The organism is Micromonospora sp. NPDC049201 (assembly GCF_055586805.1).
In genome coordinates this window covers 509,785-527,694 of sequence record NZ_JBVJHM010000004.1, presented here as the reverse complement: position 1 = coordinate 527,694, position 17,910 = coordinate 509,785, and the positions used below count along the sequence as shown (strand labels likewise).

Sequence of the window (17,910 nt, the reverse complement as noted above, 5' to 3'; positions counted from 1 at the left end):
AGGGCACAGGCGGACGGGAGACGGTCGTGGAGAGCTTCAGGTGCGCCTCGTGCGGGCGGGAGATCAAGCCCGCCGCCATCTGTCCGCACTGCGGCGCGGAGCAGCCGCAGTGGGCCGAGCACCTGGCCGACATCGAGCGGTCGATCGCCGAGATGAAGGCCCGGGACGCCGAGATCGCCCGTGAGCAACGGCAGATCGCCGCCAAGATGCAGGCCGCGCTCTTCCAGCGGGACATCCTGGCGCACGCCGGTGAGGAACGGGTCAAGCAGGCCACCCGACCCCGCCGGGTGCTGCGGCGACGACCGGGACGCCGGCCGCCCACCGCCGCCACCGGCGCGCCACCCCGGGTGCCCCGGCAGGGCACCCCGCCGCCCGGACCGGACGACCTTCCCCCGTCGCCGCCCCGCGGCCGGCCGCAGTGGCTCGACGTGGACGACCCGGAGCACCCGCCGGAGGCGTCCTCGCGCGAGGTGCAGAACATCCCGCTCGGGCTGGGCGCACTGCTGCTCGGCGTCGCGGCGGTGGTGTTCGCGGCGGTCGCCACCAGCTCGATGGACGCGCTCGCCCGGCTCGGCGTGCTGCTGGTCGCGACCGTGCTGATGCTGCTCGCTCCGCCGGTGCTGGCCCGCCGCGGGCTCACCTCGACCGCCGAGACGATCGCCGCGGTCGGCCTGCTGCTGGTGCCGTTGGCCGGGTACGCGGTCTGGGCCGTGGACCGGATCGGTGGCGGCACCTCGGGCGCCGCGTTCGCCGGCGCGATCTTCCTGGTCACCACCGTGGTCGCGGTCGGGTACGCGTACGGCACCGGGCTGCGCGCGCCCCGTTTCGCCACCGTGCTGGCCGCCCAGCCGGTGCTGCCGCTGCTGGCGTACGAGCGGGTGACCGGCCCGGCCGGCTGGGCGCTGGTGCTCACCCTGGTGGCCGTGCTGGACCTGGCGCTGGTGCGCTCCCCGGTGGTGCGCGAACGGCCGGTCCGGACGGACCTGCCCCGCACCGTCCCGCCGGCACCCGCCGCGTCCCGGCAGCGTGCCGACGAGGACCGGCCCGAGTCGGCGCCGGAGGAGTCCGGCGAGGTGCTCGGCGGCGAGCCACCGGCCGGTCCGGCCACCGCCGCGCCGGCCCGGCCGGTGCCGTGGCTGCGCGAGCTGACCTGGCTGCTGCACGGCGCGGCGGTGGCGCTCGCCCTGGCATACGCGGTCACCGCCCTGCTGCGCGCCGCCACCGTGCCGGTCGCCGCCGGCGCGGGCGCGGTGCTGCTGCTCGCCGCGCTGACGGCGCTGGCCGGCACGTTGGCGCTGCGCCGGCCGCCGCTGCCCGACCTGGGCGCCGGCATTCTCACGCTCGCGGTCATCGGCGCGCTCGGGCGGGTCGCCTCGGTGGCGCTGCCCGGCCGGTCCCTGCTGCTGATCGCCGCGGTCATCGCGCTCACCGGCCTCGCCGTGCGGGCCATGCCGGAGACGGCCCGCCGGGGCCCGCAGCTCGCCTCCGCGGCGGCGTTGACGGTCAGCGGCCTGGTGGTCGCCGGTGGCGCGTTGCGCGCCGGGCTGGCCCCGGTCCGGGCGTCGCTGCCCGCCTGGTCCGCCGACCTGGGCGGCTGGCACGCCGAGCTGGCCCGGGCGGTCGGCCCGACCGGCTGGCAGCTCGCCGCCGCCGCGCTGCTGCTCACCGTCGCCGCGGTGGTGGCGCTGCCCACCTCGATCCGGCGCGAGTTCGCGGTGGTCGGTGCCGCGCTCACCGCGCTCGCCGTGCCGGCCTCGCTCGGTCTGGGCTGGGCGGCGGCCTGCTGGCCGATGCTGGTGACCGCCGTCGCCATCGGGGTGTTCGGGCTCACCGCCGGCACGGAACGGGCCGCGGTGGTGCACGCGGTGACCGCGGCCGGGCTGGGGCTGACCGGCGCCGGCGCCGCGCTCGCCCGGCCCGCGCTCACCGCGGCCGCGCTGACCCTGCTCTTCCTGGCCGGGGCGTTGGTCTCGCTCGCGCCCCGGGTCCGGATCGCCGCCGCCGCGACGGACCCGGTCTGCGCCTGGGCGGCCGGTGGCGCGGCGTTCGCCCTGCCCGGCGCGGTGGCCGCGTTCGTCGCCGCCACCGTGCCGACCCCGCCGGCGCCCACCCCGGCCAACCTGCGCGAGATCACCGTGCCGATCCTCGCGGCGAGCTTCCTCGCCGTCTGCGTGACGCTCGCCTACGCCGCCCTGGTGCAGGTGGCGCAGCGGCAGCTGAGCATGCCGCACGCACTCGGCACCGTGCTCGGCGCGGTGGCCGTCGCCGTCGCCGGGCTCTTCGCGCCCGGCGCCACCTCGGCGGACGGCTGGGTGGGCGGGCTGCTGCTGATCGCCGCCGCGCTGCTGGCGGCGGCGCCCCGGATCGACGCCCGACGCCGCGCCGACATGTCACTCGACGGCTCCGACCTGGCGCTCGCCGCCACCACGGTGGCGCTTGTCGCCACGCTGGTGCGGATCGCCGCGGTGCTCGCGCCGGGCGGCCAGCTCATGGTGGCCGCCGCGCTGGTGCTGGTGGTGGCCGTCGCGGCCCGGGCGCTGCCGGAGGAGTGGCGGCGCGGCCCGATCCTCGGCATCGCCGCCGGCGGCACCCTGATCGGTCTCGTCGCCGCCTGGAGCGCGCTGCGCGGCGGCGTCGGCGTGCTGGCCACCCCCGGCCCGATCTGGGCCGGTGACCTGAGCGGCTGGCCGGCCGCGCCGACCGGCGGGACGACCTGGCAGGCGCCGGTCGCGCTGGCGTTGCTGGCGGCGACCGCCGCCGTCCTGCTGCCACCGCCCTGGAAGTACGACGTGTCGGGCGTGTGCGCGGTGCTCGCCACCGTGGGCGCGCCGGCCGCGTTCGACCTGCCCTGGTGGTCACCGGTACTGGTCGGCACCATGGTGGCCGCGGTCTTCGGGATGGCGGCGGTGGCCGCGACGGACCCGAGGGCCGCGCTGTCCCGGGCCACCGTGGCCGGTGTGGTGGCGTTGCACGCCACCGGCGCCGGGCTGGTCCGGCCCTGGACCACCGCGTTGGCGCTGAGCAGCATCGCGTTGATCGGGGTGACGGTGGCGGCCCTGGCCCGGTCGTTCGCGCCGGCGCTGGTGGAGGACGTCCGCACCGAGGGCATGCCGCCGCACCTGGTCCAGGTGGGCGGCGCGGCGGCCGGGTCGGCCCTGATCGCCCTGCCCGGCGCGGTGGCCGCGCTGTCGGTCGAGTTCGGCCGTCCCGCGCAGGTGGTGCTCACCGCTGCCCTGGCCGCCGCCAGCCTCGGCCTGGCGGTGGTCGCGGCGGTCCGCCGGCAGGTGCCGCAGTACCTGCCGTACGCCAGCGTGGCCGTGGTGGGAGCGGGCACCGTCACGGCGGCCACCGCCCTCGTCGTCCAGCTACCCGCCGGGGTGTTCGCCGCCGCCGCCGCGCTGCTCGGTGTGCTCGCCGAGCTGATCCGGGCGGCCACCGTCCCGCCGGTCGGCTCGGCCCGGCCGGTACGCCGGTGGTCGGTGCTGCTGAACGGGGCGCTGCGCCGGGACCCGGACCGCCCCACCGAGCTCCGGTGGCGGGTCAGCCCGGCGGCCGGCGCGTTGGCCGCGGCGGCGCTGCCCACCGCGCTGGCGCTCGTCACGCTGGCGCCCACGCTGGTGGTGGCGCTGTTCTCGACGTTCGTGGTGCTGGGCCGGGTGTGGCAGGGGCCGCCCCCGGAGCTGCTCACCCCGCCGCCGGACGCGGTGGACCCGACCCACGTGCTCACCGCGCTGCTGCTCACCGCGACCGCGGCGCTGGCCGCGACCGGGTTCAGCGGCGGTCGCCGCTCCCGGGCGGTGCCGGTGATCCTGCCCGGGGCGGCCCTCACGCTGCTGATCGCGCCGGTGGCGCTCGGCCAGGGGTGGCCGGTGACCGCGGAGGCGGGGCTGGTGGTGTTCACCATCTCGATGCTGGGGTTGGCGCTGACCCCGCCGCCGGCGTTGGCCGAGCCGGGTCGCTCGATCCGGGTCGCCCGGGTGCTGGTCTTCGCCATCGGGCTGGCCGCCGGTGGCGCCGGGCTGGCCGGCGCGCTCGCCACCCGCGACCTCACCCTGATCACGTTGGGGAGCGCGGTCGGGGTGGGCGCGGTCGCCGCGTTCTTCGGCACCACCCAACGGGCCCGCATCCTCGGCTGGCTGTTCGCCTCGCTGATGGCGCAGCTCTTCGTGCTCACGCTGGGGTTGGTGGCCGGGCTCGCCGCGGTGTGGTCGGCGTTCGGCGTGCTGGCGGTGGGCGCGGCGTTGCAGGTGTTCGCCGCCACGCTGCCCCGGCTGCGCCGGCCCGAGGCGTACCGGGAGGCGGCCACCGTCGAGTGGAGCGGGTACGCTGCGGCGCTCATCGCGCTGGCCCTGGCGTTCGACTCGCCCCGGCACATCGCCGCGTTGCTGGCCGCCTGGGGTGCGGTGCTCGGGGTGGCGGCCAGCCGGCCGGGGCGTCGCCCGTTCGAGCGGAACCTGCTGTTCTGGGCGGTGGTGGCCTGCGAGATCACCGCATGGTGGATCCTGATGTGGGTGGCCGACGTGGCGCTTCCGGAGGCGTACACCCTTCCGTTCGCCGCGTTGGCCCTGCTGGTCGGCGTGCTGCAACTGCGGCACCGGCCGGACATGTCGAGCTGGGTGCCGTACGGGCCGGCGCTGGTGACCGCGTTCCTGCCCACGCTGGCGATCGTGGTGGCCACCGACTCCAGCATGCTGCGTCAGGTGTTGCTGCTGCTCGGGGCCGTGGCGGTGCTGATCTTCGGCTCGATGAGCCGGCAGCAGGCGCCGGTGATCGTGGGCGCGACGGTGACCGCCGTCGCCGCGGTGCACGCGTTGTTCAGTCTCGGCCCGTGGTTGGTGCTGATCCCGGTCGGCATCGTGCTGCTGGTGCTCGGGGCCAGCAACGAACGGCGCCGCCGCGCCCAGGAGCGTCTACAGACCGCGCTGCGCGGCATGCGGTGACGGGGTCCGCTCGTCCCGCCTGACCCACCGGCCGGTCACCGACGGCGGTCACCCTCCGCACCGAACCGGCCGCCGGCCCGACCACCGCTAGACCCCTTTGCTGTGCAGCCACGGGCGCAGCAGTCACCCTGCGCAACCAGGCATCCTCGAACCACATGGCGAGCGCGAAACGGGCACCGCAGGTCGATGCAGTGCTGCGTCGATGGCTGCAGAGCAAAGGGGGCGAAGGGCAGCCACCACTCCGACACCGTCGACCACACTCGGTGACCGCAGGCCGCCAACACGCAGAGTGAGTGACCTGTGGAAGTGGTCAGGCCAGCGAGGCGCGGAGCGCCGCCTCCTTCTCGGCGACCAGGTCCTCCAGGCTCGCCTGGTAGGCGGCCATCCGGTCGCGCAACGCCGGGTCGGCGGCACCCAGGATGCGGACCGCGAGCAGCCCGGCGTTGCGGGCGTTGCCGATCGACACCGTGGCGACCGGCACGCCGGCCGGCATCTGCACGATGGACAGCAGCGAGTCCATCCCGTCCAGGTACTTCAACGGCACCGGCACGCCGATCACCGGCAGCGGGGTGACCGAGGCGACCATGCCGGGCAGGTGGGCGGCCCCACCCGCGCCCGCGATGATCACCCGGATGCCCCGGCCGGCGGCGGACCGACCGTACTCGATCATCTTGAGCGGGGTGCGGTGCGCGGAGACCACACCGACCTCGTGCGGCACGCCGAACTCGTCGAGCGCCTCGGCGGCGGCCCGCATGGTCGGCCAGTCCGAGTCGCTGCCCATGATCAGCCCGACCGTACTCATGCTGTTCCCTCCTGAAGCCACCGCGCCGCGCGGGCGGCCCGGGCCCGCACGTCGACCAGGTCCGTGCCCAGCACCGTGACGTGCCCGATCTTGCGGCCCGGTCGGACCTGCTTGCCGTAGAGGTGGACCTTGGCGCCCGGCTCGGCCGCGAACAGGTGGTGCAGGCGCTCGTCGATCGAGATGCCGCCCGGCTCACCGCCGAGCACGTTCGCCATCACCACCACCGGCGCGGCGAGCGAGGTGTCCCCCATCGGGTAGTCCAGCACCGCGCGCAGGTGCTGCTCGAACTGGGAGGTGCGCGCGCCCTCGATCGTCCAGTGGCCGGAGTTGTGCGGACGCATGGCCAGCTCGTTGACCACCAGCCCGGCGGGCGTGTCGAACAGCTCCACCGCGAGCAGCCCGACCACGCCGAGCGCGGTGGCCAGGTCGATGGCGAGCTGCTGCGCGGCCACCGCCCGCTCCTCCGGCAGGTCGGGCGCGGGCGCCAGCACCTCGACGCAGATGCCGTCGCGCTGCACGGTCTCCACCACCGGGTACGCGGCCACCTGCCCGAACGGCGACCGGGCGACCTGCACGGCCAGCTCCCGACGCAGCGCCACCCGCTCCTCGACCAGCAGCGGCGTGCCGCCGTCGAGCAGCGTGGCGGCCAGCTCGGCGGCCTGGTCGGCGTCGTCCACCAGCCAGACGCCCCGGCCGTCGTAGCCGCCCCGGGCGGCCTTGAGCACCACCGGCCAGCCGGTCTCCTCGCCGAACCCGAGCAGGTCGGCCGGCGACTCCACCGGACGCCAGGCCGGGTTCGGCGCGCCCAGCTCGGCGAGCCGCTCCCGCATCACCCGCTTGTCCTGCGCGTGCGCCAGCGCCTCGGCCGGCGGGAACAGCTTGACGCCCTCCGCGGCCAGCGCACGGATGTGATCGTTCGGCACGTGCTCGTGGTCGAACGTGACCACGTCGCAGCCCTTCGCGAACGTGCGTAGCGCGGTCAGGTCGGTGTGGTCGCCGTACTGGACGTCGGCGGCGACGAGCGCCGCGCCGTCGTCCGGGGCGAGTGCCAGCACGCGCAGCGACTGGCCGAGGGCGATGGCGGCCTGGTGGGTCATCCGGGCCAGTTGGCCGCCACCCACCATGCCCACGACGGGGAGTCCGGTCCGGGAGTCCATAGCGCCGCCAGCCTAACCGGGCCGGCGGCGGGCCCGACCGTGAGGGCGGCCCGCCGCCGGGGACTCAGCCGAGCTGGGCGACCAGCTCCTCGACCGAGGTCACCGGCCGCTGGCAGACGAACCCCCGGCAGACGTACGCGGTCGGCCGCCCGTCGACCAGGGGCCGGCCGGCCAGCAGCGGCACGCCGGGCTGATCCGGGGCGCCGGCGACCACCACCGCGCCGGGCGGGGCGTGCCGGTGCGCGGCGGACACCAGCGGGTCACCCGTCGGGTCGTCGGTCGCCACCGCGATCTCGTACGGCCCGGAGAGCAGCGCCTCGCCCACCGTGGCGGCGTAGCCGGTGAACCGGGCGTGCCGGTCCACGATCGGCGCGACGGTCGACAGGGTCGCCTCGGCGGCCTCCCGGTAGCGGGTCTCCCCGGTCAACGCCGCGTACGCCACCAGCGCCGCGACGATCGCCGACCGGCCCGACGGGGTCGCGTTGTCGGTCGGGTCGGCCGGCCGGGTGACCAGGCGTTCGGCGTCGTCGGCGGTGTCGTAGAAGCCGCCGTCCGGCGCCGCGAACCGGGCCAGCGCCACGTCGAGCAGCTCACCGGCCAGCGTCAGCCACCGCCCCTCGCCGGTGAGCTGGTGCAGCGCGCAGAACGCCTCCGCGACGCAGCCGTAGTCCTCCAGCACCCCGGCCGGCGCGCCCACCACCCCGTCCCGGGACACCCGGCGCAGCCGGCCGTCCACCAGGTGTACGGCGGCCAGGTGCTCGGCGGCGTCGCGCATCGCCCCGTCGGCGACGACGACCACACCCTCCATCAGATTCGCGTCCTCGTCCTCCGGGGCCGCGTAGAGCGCGGCGACCTGCTGGAACTCCGCGATGGCGGTGATCGCCAAGCCGTTCCAGGCGGCCACCACCTTGTCGTCGCGGGCCGGTTGGGGGCGGGTGTCGCGGGCGTGCAACAGCCGGGCCGCCACGTCCCGCCAGCGGGCCCGGACCGCCGGATCGGCGTCGTCCACGTCCCGGGCCAGCCGCAGCACGCTGGCGCCCTCCTCGAAGGTGCCGTCGGCGGTGACGGTGAACAGGTCGGCGGCGAACCGGCCGTCCTCCTCGCCCAGCACGTCGACGAGCTGGTCCGGCGTCCAGACGTAGGTGAGCCCCTCGACGCCCTCGGTGTCCGCGTCCAGCGCCGAGGCGAAGCCCTCGCCGGCCCGGTGCAGCTCGTCGGCGAGGAACCGGGCGGTGTCGCGGGCCACCCGGCGGGCCAGCCGGTCGCCGGTGACCCGCCAGAGCTGGGTGTAGACGCGCAGCAGCAGCGCGTTGTCGTAGAGCATCTTCTCGAAGTGCGGCACGGTCCAGTGGCCGTCCACCGAGTAGCGGGCGAAGCCGCCGGCGAGCTGGTCGTTCAGGCCACCGCAGGCCATCGCCTCGGCGGTGTGCCGGACGATCTCCAGGCTGCGCGCCGACCCGGTCCGCCGGTGGTGCCGGAGCAGGAAGAGCAGGTTCATGTGCGGCGGGAACTTCGGGGCGCCACCGAAGCCGCCGTTCGTCTCGTCGTACTCCTTCGCGAGCTGGGCGGCGGCGCCGTCGAGCAGCTCGGCGGTGAGCGGGGCGGTCACGCCGCCGACGGCCTGGGCGCCGCCGATCGCCTCGACCACGGCGGCCCCCTGCCGCAGCACCTCCTCGCGCTGGTCCCGCCAGGCGGCGGCGACCGAGCCGAGCAGCCGGACGAAGTTGGCCCGGGGGAAGTAGGTGCCGCAGAAGAACGGGGTGCCGTCCGGGGTGGCGAAGACCGTCATCGGCCAGCCGCCCTGGCCGGTCATCGCCTGGGTGGCGGTCATGTAGACGGCGTCGATGTCGGGGCGTTCCTCGCGGTCGACCTTGACGCAGACGAAGTCGTCGTTCATGAGCCGGGCCACGGCCTCGTTCTCGAACGACTCGTGGGCCATCACGTGGCACCAGTGGCAGGCGGCGTAGCCGACCGAGATGAGCACCGGCACGTCACGCCGCTTCGCCTCGGCGAACGCCTCGTCACACCAGGGCCACCAGTCGACCGGGTTGTCGGCGTGCTGGAGCAGATAGGGCGAGGTGGCTTCGGCGAGTCGATTCACCATCCGACCATAGCGAGCGCGCGGTGCCCGCGCGCCGCGAGTGGACCGGCCGCCCTCCGCTGCCCCGCACCGGCGGGATGTCGGCAGCCCGACGGCCCGCCACGGAACGTCCTTCCGTTATTCATCCTGGTCTATTTGAATCGGTCGCATGGCCGGCGTCGCCCACCGCCGGCACGTCCGAAGGAGACGGTCCATGCGCAGACCCCCCGTCCTGCTCGCCCTCGCCGCCCTCGCCGCCCTCACCGGCGCCGCGCTGACCCCCGCCGCCGCATCCGCCGCGGTGCCACCGGAGACCCGGTGGTCCGCCACCACCGCCGTCGGCATCCACAACACGTACGAGCGCGGCACCTACACCTACCTGGCCCAGGCGCTCGACGCCCGACCCGGGCTGATCGAACTGGACGTCTGGCCGGACGTGCTCACCCGGCAGTGGCGGGTCAGCCACAGCAACCCGCTCGGCAGCGACAACAACTGCGTGGCCGCCACCAGCGCGGCCCAGCTCTACACCGGCACCCGGAACAAGAACCTGGAACACTGCCTGGACGACATCCGGCTCTGGCTGGGCGCCCACCCCGACGCCGGCCCGGTGATCCTCAAGCTGGAACTCAAGACCGGCTTCAGCAGCCGTACCGGGCAGGGGCCGGCCCAGCTCGACGCGGTGCTCGCCGCCCGCCTCGGCGACCGGGTGTTCCGCCCCGCCGACCTGCTCGGCGGCCACCCCGGACTGGACGCCGCCGCCCGCGCCGACGCCTGGCCCACCCGGGGGCAGCTCGCCGGCAAGGTGATCGTGGAACTGATCCCCGGCACCGTCGAGGAGGGCAACCCGACCGACACGCTCTGGACCGACGTGGAGTACGCGCGCCACCTGGCCGGCCTGGCGGCGGCCGGCACGCTTGACACCGCCCGCGCGTTCCCGGCCGTGCACCGCGCCCAGGCCGGCGACCCCCGCGCCCGGTACGCGGACCCGGCCCTGCGCCAGTGGTTCGTCGTCTTCGACGGCGACGCCTCGGCGTACGTCACCGGCGGCATCGACACCGCCTGGTACGACACGAACCACTACCTGCTGGTGATGACCGACGCGCAGAACGTCCCGCCGGCCGTCGGCGCCGGTGACGCCGACGCGGCGGCGGCCCGGGTCGCCCAGCTCGCCCGGGCGCACGCCACCATCGCCTCCGCCGACTGGTCCAGTCTCCCCACCGTCCTCGACGACGTCCTCCCCCGAGGCTGACCGCCCACCCCTGAGCGACGCCCCTGTTTCACGGAAAGCGTGGCTGTCCGGGCTCGGATGGCCACGCTTTCCGTGAATCTGCGGCAGTGGGGGGTGGGGGGTTAGGAGGCGCCGTCGGCGCGTAGGGGGAAGACGTTGCCGCGGGCGGTGTCGCGCAGCGAGCCGAGCACCGCACCGATCTTGTCCGCCGGCATCGGCTTGAAGAAGTGGTAGCCCTGGGCGGCGGTGCAGCCCAGCTCCGCCAGCGCGGTGCGCTGCTCGGCGGTCTCCACGCCCTCGGCCACCACCCGCAGGCCCAGCTCGTGGGCGAGCCCGACGGTGGTACGCACGATCGCCGCCGCCTCCGGCGAGTCGGCCATCCGGATCACGAAGGAGCGGTCCACCTTCAACTCGTCGACCGCGATCCGGGTCAGGAACGTCAACGACGAGAAGCCGGTGCCGAAGTCGTCCACGGCGAGCTGCACGCCCATCGCCCGGAGCGTGGCCAGCACCTCGTCGATGACCTCCAGCTCGCTCATCACCACCGTCTCGGTGATCTCCAGGACCAGCCGGCGCGGCGGAACCTGGTGCCGGCGCAGCGCCTCCTCGATCTCGGTGGGCAACCGCGGGTCGAGCAGGCTGCGCGCCGACAGGTTCACCGAGATCGGGACGTCCAGCCCTTCACGCGCCCACCCGGCGGCCACCGCCAGCGCCTTGTCCAGTACGTAGCGGGTGAAGCTGCCGAGCTGCTCGCTGTTCTCCACCGGCCGGATGAAGTCGGACGGTCCCAGCCAGCCCCGGCGCGGATGCCGCCACCGGATCAACGCCTCCACCCCGGTCGGCGCGCCGGTGGCCAGGTCGACCGCCGGCTGCAACGCGAGCACCAACTGGTCGTCGGCGGCCAGCGCCTCGCGCAGCTCCGCGAGCAGCGCCAGGTGGTCGGTGCTCGCCGCGTCCCGCGAGCTGTCGTACGCGGCGACGCTGCCGCCGCCCTCCTTGGCCTGGTACATCGCGATGTCGGCACGCCGCAGCAGCTCGGTCAGGTCGGCGGCGCCCGCGTCGGCCGCCACCACGCCGACCGCCACCTCGACCGACATCCGCACGCCGGCCACCTCGGTCGGGGCGGCGAGCCGCTCGGCGACCTCCCGGGCCTGACGCAGCGCGTACGTCAGCGGGGCCGTCCGGTCGTCGATCACCGGGACGGAGGTCAGCAGCAGCGCGAACTCGTCGCCGCCGAGCCGCCCGAGCAGGTCGCCGGGCCGGGTCAGCGCGGCCAGCCGGTTGGCGGTCAGCCGCAGCAGCTCGTCGCCGGCGGCGTGCCCCAGCGTGTCGTTGACCTCCTTGAACTGGTTCACGTCCAGCAGGAGCAGGGCCACCGGGTGGTCGTGCGGGCGCTGCCGCAGCGCCTGGTCGCCCCGGGCCAGCAGCGCCGCCCGGTTGAGCAGCCCGGTGAGCTGGTCGTGCACCGCCTCGTACGACGACCGGGCGGTGACCAGCCGCAGCTCGCGGTGGGTCGCGGCGTCGTGCAGCGCGGCGGCCAGGGCGTCGGAGAACGCGGCCACCCCGTCACGTTCGGCGGGGCTGGGCGGGGCGGACCGGGCGAAACGCACCCGCAGCCGGCCCACCTCGACGGTGCCGACGGCGAGCCGCCGGACCAGCTCGTGCTCGCCGGTGTCGGCTTCCGCGGTCGGGTCCACCTCGACGTCCCGCACCTGACCGCCGAGGTCGGCCCGGTAGCGGCGCCAGTGCCCCTCCCCGCGCGCCACGTCCACCTCGACCAGCTCGGCCCCGAACAGGGTGAGCGCGCCGGTCACCGCGGCGCTCGCGACGCCGCGTTCGTCGAGCTGGTTCAGCGCGGCGGTGGCCTCGGCGAACGCCCGCCAGGTCCGCCGTTCCTGGTCGGCCCGGAGCCGGTGCCGATAGGTCTGTTGCAGCAGCCACAGCGGGGGCGGCAGGAGCAGCAGCCAGCGTGCGTCGAGTTCGAGCAGCGCGACCACCACCAGGCCGACCGCGACGTTGCCGACGAACATGGGCAGCTTGCCGCGGAGCGCGGCCAGCAGCGGCGGCCCGATCGGGATGCCGTGCCGCAGGGCGATCGTGGCAGCGCCCAGCCAGGCGGTGGTGAGCAGGTAGGTGACCGCGCCGGCGCCCAGCGCCAGGGCCAGCTCGGGGGTCGGCGCGGCGAGCAGCGGCCGGCCGAGCGCGCTCGCGACGGCCCCGGCCAGCGCCGTGGCGGCGGTGAGCGAGCCGGCGATGCGGACCAGTTCCAGCACCGGGCGGCGGTCGGCGACCAGCGACATGGTGGTCCAGGCGGCGCCGGCGCCGAGCAGCGCCGCGCCCGGGAGCCAGCCGGCGGGCACCAGCCAGAGGCAGACCACGAGCGCGGCCTCGCCCCAGGTGATGCTGACCATGCCGGCCGCGGTGCGGAAGCGCAGGCGGGCGAGTTGGGCGACGGCGAACGTGACCGCGGCGAGGCCGAACCGCGCCGGCCCGGGCAGCGGGTCGTCGACCGGCAGGTGCGCCGGTACGGCGAGACCGAGCACCGCGGCCAGCAGCGCGGTGACCGCGACCGCGGCGGTCAGCAGCACGACGCTCAACGGGGTGCCGCGCAGGCCGAGCCGGTCGGGGGGACGGTCGGCCGGTTCGGAGGTCACGGCCCCGCCCCGGGAGGGCCCGGGATCGGGGCACGGTTGGGGCCCGTGGCTGTCCTCGACATCGACGCCCCCCTTCCGCGCAGGGTCCGGGGCCTGACGGTCCCCCCGGCGGAAGGCTAAGCCAAAGCCGGTGGTCGCAACAGGGGTCGACGACCGACTTGGGCGTGATTCACGTGGTGTTCAGCTGTTGCGGCGCTGCTGGGAGCCGTTGGGAGTATTCGTCGGTGAATCCTGCTCGACAGTCCCCTCTGTCGGATCGACGACCGCCGCGTCGACCCGCCCCGGCTCGCCCTGGTGCGGGAACCGGTCCGGCAGCCGGCGCAGCCGGGCGTTCATGTTGCGGATCAGCAGGACGGTGACGGTGCCCAGCGCGACGATGAGGAAGAGGCCCATCGGACCGGCCAGACCACCCGTGCGGGTGTCACCGAAGTTGTTCTCCGCGAGCACCTGGGCGGTGGTCAGCATGGTGTTCCTCCGATGTGCGGCTGACGACCAGGGTAGCCCGCGCCGCCGTCAGTGGGCACGGCACGTCTCGCGCACGCCGGCGAAGAGGTCGGACTCGGGGAGCGGGCTGTCCACCAGCGAACGGGCGAGTTGGAAGTCCTCCGTGGGCCAGGCGCGCTGCTGGAGGTCCATCGGCACCTGGAACCAGAACCCGTCCGGGTCGATCTGGGTGGCGTGGGCGCGCAGCGCGTCGTCGCGGACCGGGAAGTAGGCGGCGCAGTCGACCCGGGTGGTGATCCGGTCGCCCTTGTCGGGGCGGTCCTCCCAGCGCTTCATCCACTCCCCGTACGGCGACTCGCGGCCGACGGCGAGGATCGCCTCGTGCAGGCTCATGATCTTGGCGCGGGAGAAGCCCACGTCATAGTAGAGCTTGAGCGGCTGCCACGGCTCGCCCAGCTCCGGGTGGCGCTCCGGGTCACCGGCCGCCTCGAACGCGGCCACGGTGACCTTGTGGGTCATGATGTGGTCCGGGTGCGGGTAGCCGCCCTCCTCGTCGTACGTGGTGACCACGTGCGGGCGGAACTGCCGCATCAGCCGCACCAGTGGCGCGGCGGCGGCCTCCACCTCCTGGAGGGCGAAGCAGCCCTCCGGCAGCGGCGGCAACGGGTCGCCCTCGGGCAGCCCGGAGTCGACGAAGCCGAGCCACGCCTGCTCGACGCCGAGGATCGCGCGGGCGGCGTCCATCTCGGCCCGGCGGATGTCGCCGATGTTGGCCCACACGTCCGGCCGGTCCATCTTGGGGTTCAGCACGCTGCCCCGCTCGCCGCCGGTGCACGTGACGACCAGCACCTCCACCCCCTCGGCGACGTATTTCGCCATGGTGGCGGCGCCCTTGCTCGACTCGTCGTCGGGATGGGCGTGCACCGCCATGAGACGCAGTTGCTCTGCCACCTTGGGCGCTCCTCGTCTGTGCCCACCGGCCGACCCACCCCGGGCCGACCGGCTGACCTGCCGGAATCTCCCCCCGCGCCCGCGAAAGCCCCCGTGCTGGCCGGCCGGCACCCGTCGGAGTGGCCGGGACCACTCGGGCCGGTCGGGGCCGACCTGCCATCCTTGGCTCAGCGCCGGGCTGGGAAGATGGACCCTGCCATTCTTGCCGATGCCGCCGACAACAACGCCAGGAGATACCCGCCGGTGAGCGAGACGCACGCCACAGTCGTACCGGGTACGCCGGTCTTCCCGCCCGGCCGCTACGGCCGCCGCCGGGAGCCGGGTCGCCGCCGGCCGCTTCTGCTCGCGCTGACCGTGGCGGTCGTGCTGGCCGTGCTCGGGTTGGGTGCCGCGAAGCTCTACACCCAGTACGGCGACCCGGAGTACCGGGGCGAGATGATCAGTTACACCGGGATCACCGACTCCCGGGTGGTGGTCGACTTCCGGGTCACCGTGCCGCCGGGCGGCGCGGCCACCTGCCTGCTGCGGGCCCGCTCGCACGACGGCGCCGAGGTGGGCCACGTGGAGGCCACGGTGACCGCCGGGCCCGGCCAGCGGCACGTCCGGGCCAGCCAGGAGGTGCCGACCAGCGCCCGGCCGTTCATCGGTGAGGTGTTGCGCTGCCGACCGGCCTGAGCCGGAGCGCCGGCGAGCCGCCGGACCTCGCACCCGGGTGGGTCCCGCGGCCGGCACCCCGGGTGATCGAGCGCACCCGGACGGGCACGGCACTGGTAGCTTGGTAGTTCACCTGTCAGCCAGTCCGCACCAATCGAGGAGATCGCCTGTGTCCACCAACGGAAACGAGGCGCCCGCCACCTGGCTGTCCCAGGACGCGTACGACCGCCTGCAGGGCGAGCTCGACGAGCTGATCGCCAACCGGCCGGTCATCGCCGCCGAGATCAACGCCCGGCGCGAGGAGGGCGACCTGCGGGAGAACGGTGGCTACCACGCCGCCCGCGAGGAGCAGGGCAAGGCCGAGGGACGCATCCTCTACCTCAAGGAGCTGCTCCGCACCGCCAAGGTCGGTGGGGCGCCGGATGCCGACGCGGTGTCGCCCGGCATGGTCGTGACGATCTACTTCGACGACGACGCCGACGACACCGAGACCTTCCTGCTCGGCTCCCGCGAGATCGCCTCCACCACCGAGCTGACCGTCTACAGCCCCGAGTCCGCGCTCGGTAAGGCGATCCTCGGCGGCAAGGCCGGCCAGACCTGCACCTACACGGCGCCGAGCGGCGCCGACATCAAGGTGACCGTGGTGTCCTTCGAGCCGTACACCGGCTGATCCCGCTGGCGGACCCGCGCCGGCCGGCTCGGGTCCGACCCGACCGAGGCTGACAGGCTTCCTCGGACCCGAGCCACACCACTCGAACGCCCCGACCGGATCATCCGGCCGGGGCGTTCGCGATCTCACACGGCGCCGACCAGATCCACCTGGTAGCCGCTGGCCCGCAACGCGCTGATCAGCTTGTCCGAGTGCGTCACCCCGCGGGTCTCCACCGAGAGCGCCACCTCCACCTCCCCGAGCCGCAGGTGCGGGTTCGCCCGCTGGTGCACCACGTCCACCACGTTGGCCCGGTGCCCGGCGATCTCGCCGAGCAGCGAGGCGAGCTGCCCGGGCCGGTCCGTGCAGCGCACCGTGATGCGCAGGAAACGCCCGGTCGCCGCCAGCCCGTGTTCGATCATCCGGAGCATCAGCAACGGGTCGATGTTGCCGCCGGAGAGCACCGCCACCACCGGCGACTCCACCTCCACGACGGCCGCCAGCAGCGCCGCCACGCCGACCGCACCGGCCGGCTCCACCACCTGCTTGCCGCGCTCCATCAGCGTCAGCAACGCCCGCGAGATGTCCTCCTCGGAGACCGTGACCACGTCGTCGACCAACCGCTGGACGTGGGTGAACGTCAGTTCGCCGGGACGCCCCACGGCGATGCCGTCGGCGATCGTCGAGAAGGCGGGCAGCCGCACCGGCTCGCCGGCCCGCAGCGAGGGCGGGAAGGCGGCGGCGCTCGCCGCCTGCACCCCGATCACCCGGATGTCCGGGCGCAGCGCCTTGGCCACCACCGCGATCCCGGAGACGAGGCCGCCGCCACCCACCCCGGTCACGATGGTGCGCACGTCCGGGCACTGTTCGAGGATCTCCAACGCCACCGTGCCCTGACCGGCGATGACGTCCGGATGGTCGAACGGGTGGATGAACACCGCGCCGGTCCGCTCCGCGAACGTCTGCGCCGCGACCAGCGCCTCGTCGACCGTGGTGCCGACCAGTTCGATGCGGGCGCCGTACCCCTTGGTCGCGGAGACCTTCGGCAGCGGCGCGTTCACCGGCATGAAGACGGTGGCCTCCGCGCCGAGCAGGCCGGCGGCGAGCGCCACGCCTTGGGCGTGGTTGCCGGCGCTGGCCGCCACCACGCCCCGGGCCCGGTCCTGCGCCGAGAGCCGGGAGATCCGCACGTACGCGCCGCGTACCTTGTACGACCCGGCGCGCTGCATGTTCTCGCACTTGAGCATGACCGGCCCACCGAACGCGGCGCTGAGCGGCCGGAACGGCTCCAGCGGGGTGGTCCGGGTGACGCCGGCGAGCAGCTCCCGCGCGGCCTGTACGTCGGCGAGACCGACCAGTTCCGTCATGCCCCGATCGTGCCACCCGCACCGGGCGGAAGCTGCGGCGACGTCGCCTCGGGCGCACCGGGCGCGGGCCCCACGACAGGTGCGGGGCCGGCCGCCCCGGCCGCCGGCCAGCCGGGCCGGCCGACCTGACCGGACTGCCCTGACCAGCCGGAATGCCCCGGCCAGCCGGGGTGACCGGGCCAGCCCGGGAACGCGGGTCGGGTCCGCGCGATCCGGTCCTGCTGGGCGGCGGAGATCCGGCGAACCAGCACGACGAAAGAGATCGCGGCGACCAGGCAGGCGAGCACCGGCACCAGGCGGGGCGCGAGCGCCTCCCGGTAGAACGTGACGTACGTGGCGAACTCGGCCTCGCTGCGCGGCCACTCGGTGAGCCGTTCGTACCGCTGCTCCTCCAACTGCGCCACCACCCGCTCCCCGATGGAGAAGACCAGCCAGGCCGCCCACCAGAGCGGCACCAGCCACGGCGTGCGGCGGCGCCACAGGCTGAACCGCGCCACCTCGGCCACCACCCGGGCCGGCACGACGAAGTTGGCGAACGGCACCAGCCAGCCGGCGATCGCCCAGGCGGGGCTCTGCGTCGGCGCGGCGCCGGAGAAGGCGTCCAGGTTCTTGCGCACCCGCCACGTCCAGATCACCACCAGTGTGGCGGCCACCAGCACGGCCAGGATGAACGGCAGGGTGAGCAGGACCTCGGCGAACACCGCGCCGAGCAGCACGTCCCGGTCGAGCTGCTCGGCGGCCGAGCGGGCCAGGCGGACGCCGAGCAGCGGGAAGAGCGCGGAGAGCGTGAACAGTGCGGCGGTCGCGCCGACCGCGACACAGACGGCCGTCCCCAGGCCCCGGACCGGGTACGTGGGCACGCCGGGCAGGACCGGGGGCTGGCCGTGGCGGGTGCCGCAGCGCTGGCACTCGTCGAAGGCGGGCGAGGTGGCGTCCCCGCAGGTCTGGCAGTGCATCGGGACCGTCCGAGGGAGTGCGCGCGAC

The 17,910-nt window shown here is 75.1% G+C and carries 12 protein-coding genes; 4 read left to right on the top strand and 8 right to left on the bottom strand.

Annotated features, from left to right (window positions below; genetic code table 11):
* Window positions 1–26: 26 nt before the first annotated feature.
* Complete coding sequence (locus tag ACZ6O5_RS12420) at window positions 27–4,940, top strand: SCO7613 C-terminal domain-containing membrane protein (RefSeq protein ID WP_465976619.1); 4,914 nt, start codon at window positions 27–29, stop codon at window positions 4,938–4,940.
* 310 nt (window positions 4,941–5,250) lie between these two features.
* Here the strand turns inward: ACZ6O5_RS12420 and purE are convergent, their stop codons facing one another.
* From purE to ACZ6O5_RS12405, 3 genes are all read right to left on the bottom strand, one after another.
* Window positions 5,251–5,742 carry a 5-(carboxyamino)imidazole ribonucleotide mutase gene (purE, locus tag ACZ6O5_RS12415; RefSeq protein WP_281944104.1) on the bottom strand — a complete coding sequence of 164 codons (492 nt, stop codon included), beginning with the start codon at window positions 5,740–5,742 and terminating at the stop codon, window positions 5,251–5,253.
* Window positions 5,739–6,899 (bottom strand): 5-(carboxyamino)imidazole ribonucleotide synthase, encoded by a 1,161-nt coding sequence (locus tag ACZ6O5_RS12410; protein WP_465976617.1) that lies wholly within the window; start codon window positions 6,897–6,899, stop codon window positions 5,739–5,741. Before ACZ6O5_RS12410 ends, purE begins: the two co-directional genes overlap by 4 nt.
* A 64-nt stretch (window positions 6,900–6,963) precedes the next feature.
* Entirely contained in the window at window positions 6,964–9,000 is a 2,037-nt protein-coding gene (locus ACZ6O5_RS12405; RefSeq protein ID WP_465976615.1) for a thioredoxin domain-containing protein, read from the bottom strand.
* A gap of 193 nt (window positions 9,001–9,193) precedes the next feature.
* Here ACZ6O5_RS12405 and ACZ6O5_RS12400 point away from each other — a divergent pair, with 193 nt between their 5' ends.
* Window positions 9,194–10,228 carry a phosphatidylinositol-specific phospholipase C domain-containing protein gene (locus tag ACZ6O5_RS12400; protein ID WP_465976613.1) on the top strand — a complete coding sequence of 345 codons (1,035 nt, stop codon included), beginning with the start codon at window positions 9,194–9,196 and terminating at the stop codon, window positions 10,226–10,228.
* A gap of 101 nt (window positions 10,229–10,329) precedes the next feature.
* Here ACZ6O5_RS12400 and ACZ6O5_RS12395 read toward each other — a convergent pair whose 3' ends face one another.
* The 3 genes from ACZ6O5_RS12395 to mca all read right to left on the bottom strand — a co-directional run bounded on the left by ACZ6O5_RS12395 (window position 10,330) and on the right by mca (window position 14,256).
* On the bottom strand, window positions 10,330–12,819 hold the full coding sequence (locus tag ACZ6O5_RS12395) for a putative bifunctional diguanylate cyclase/phosphodiesterase (protein ID WP_465976727.1): 2,490 nt from the start codon (window positions 12,817–12,819) through the stop codon (window positions 10,330–10,332).
* Window positions 12,820–13,041: 222 nt separating this feature from the next.
* Window positions 13,042–13,326, bottom strand: a complete 285-nt coding sequence (locus ACZ6O5_RS12390; RefSeq protein ID WP_405092474.1) for a hypothetical protein — start codon at window positions 13,324–13,326, stop codon at window positions 13,042–13,044.
* Window positions 13,327–13,374: 48 nt separating this feature from the next.
* Window positions 13,375–14,256 carry a mycothiol conjugate amidase Mca gene (gene mca / locus ACZ6O5_RS12385; protein WP_465976611.1) on the bottom strand — a complete coding sequence of 294 codons (882 nt, stop codon included), beginning with the start codon at window positions 14,254–14,256 and terminating at the stop codon, window positions 13,375–13,377.
* A 243-nt stretch (window positions 14,257–14,499) separates the two neighbouring features.
* Between mca and ACZ6O5_RS12380 the strand changes: the two genes are divergently transcribed.
* Together ACZ6O5_RS12380 and greA are read left to right on the top strand one after the other, a co-directional pair.
* Window positions 14,500–14,931: a DUF4307 domain-containing protein gene (locus ACZ6O5_RS12380; protein WP_396777201.1), complete on the top strand. Its 432-nt coding sequence runs from the start codon at window positions 14,500–14,502 to the stop codon at window positions 14,929–14,931.
* 148 nt (window positions 14,932–15,079) lie between these two features.
* Entirely contained in the window at window positions 15,080–15,580 is a 501-nt protein-coding gene (greA, locus tag ACZ6O5_RS12375; RefSeq protein ID WP_405092471.1) for a transcription elongation factor GreA, read from the top strand.
* A 125-nt stretch (window positions 15,581–15,705) separates the two neighbouring features.
* On the opposite strand, the gene ilvA is transcribed toward greA, so the two are convergent.
* Together ilvA and ACZ6O5_RS12365 are read right to left on the bottom strand one after the other, a co-directional pair.
* On the bottom strand, window positions 15,706–16,926 hold the full coding sequence (gene ilvA, locus ACZ6O5_RS12370) for a threonine ammonia-lyase (protein WP_281944119.1): 1,221 nt from the start codon (window positions 16,924–16,926) through the stop codon (window positions 15,706–15,708).
* Window positions 16,923–17,882 (bottom strand): DUF4328 domain-containing protein, encoded by a 960-nt coding sequence (locus ACZ6O5_RS12365; RefSeq protein WP_465976608.1) that lies wholly within the window; start codon window positions 17,880–17,882, stop codon window positions 16,923–16,925. Before ACZ6O5_RS12365 ends, ilvA begins: the two co-directional genes overlap by 4 nt.
* Window positions 17,883–17,910: the final 28 nt, after the last annotated feature.

Bases quoted from the DNA above. Each gene is read 5' to 3' on its own strand.
- purE (WP_281944104.1), bottom strand. From the start codon at position 5,742: ATGAGTACGGTCGGGCTGATCATGGGCAGCGACTCGGACTGGCCGACC.
- ACZ6O5_RS12410 (WP_465976617.1), bottom strand. From the start codon at position 6,899: ATGGACTCCCGGACCGGACTCCCCGTCGTGGGCATGGTGGGTGGCGGC.
- ACZ6O5_RS12400 (WP_465976613.1), top strand. From the start codon at position 9,194: ATGCGCAGACCCCCCGTCCTGCTCGCCCTCGCCGCCCTCGCCGCCCTC.
- ACZ6O5_RS12390 (WP_405092474.1), bottom strand. From the start codon at position 13,326: ATGCTGACCACCGCCCAGGTGCTCGCGGAGAACAACTTCGGTGACACC.
- ilvA (WP_281944119.1), bottom strand. From the start codon at position 16,926: ATGACGGAACTGGTCGGTCTCGCCGACGTACAGGCCGCGCGGGAGCTG.
- ACZ6O5_RS12365 (WP_465976608.1), bottom strand. From the start codon at position 17,882: ATGCACTGCCAGACCTGCGGGGACGCCACCTCGCCCGCCTTCGACGAG.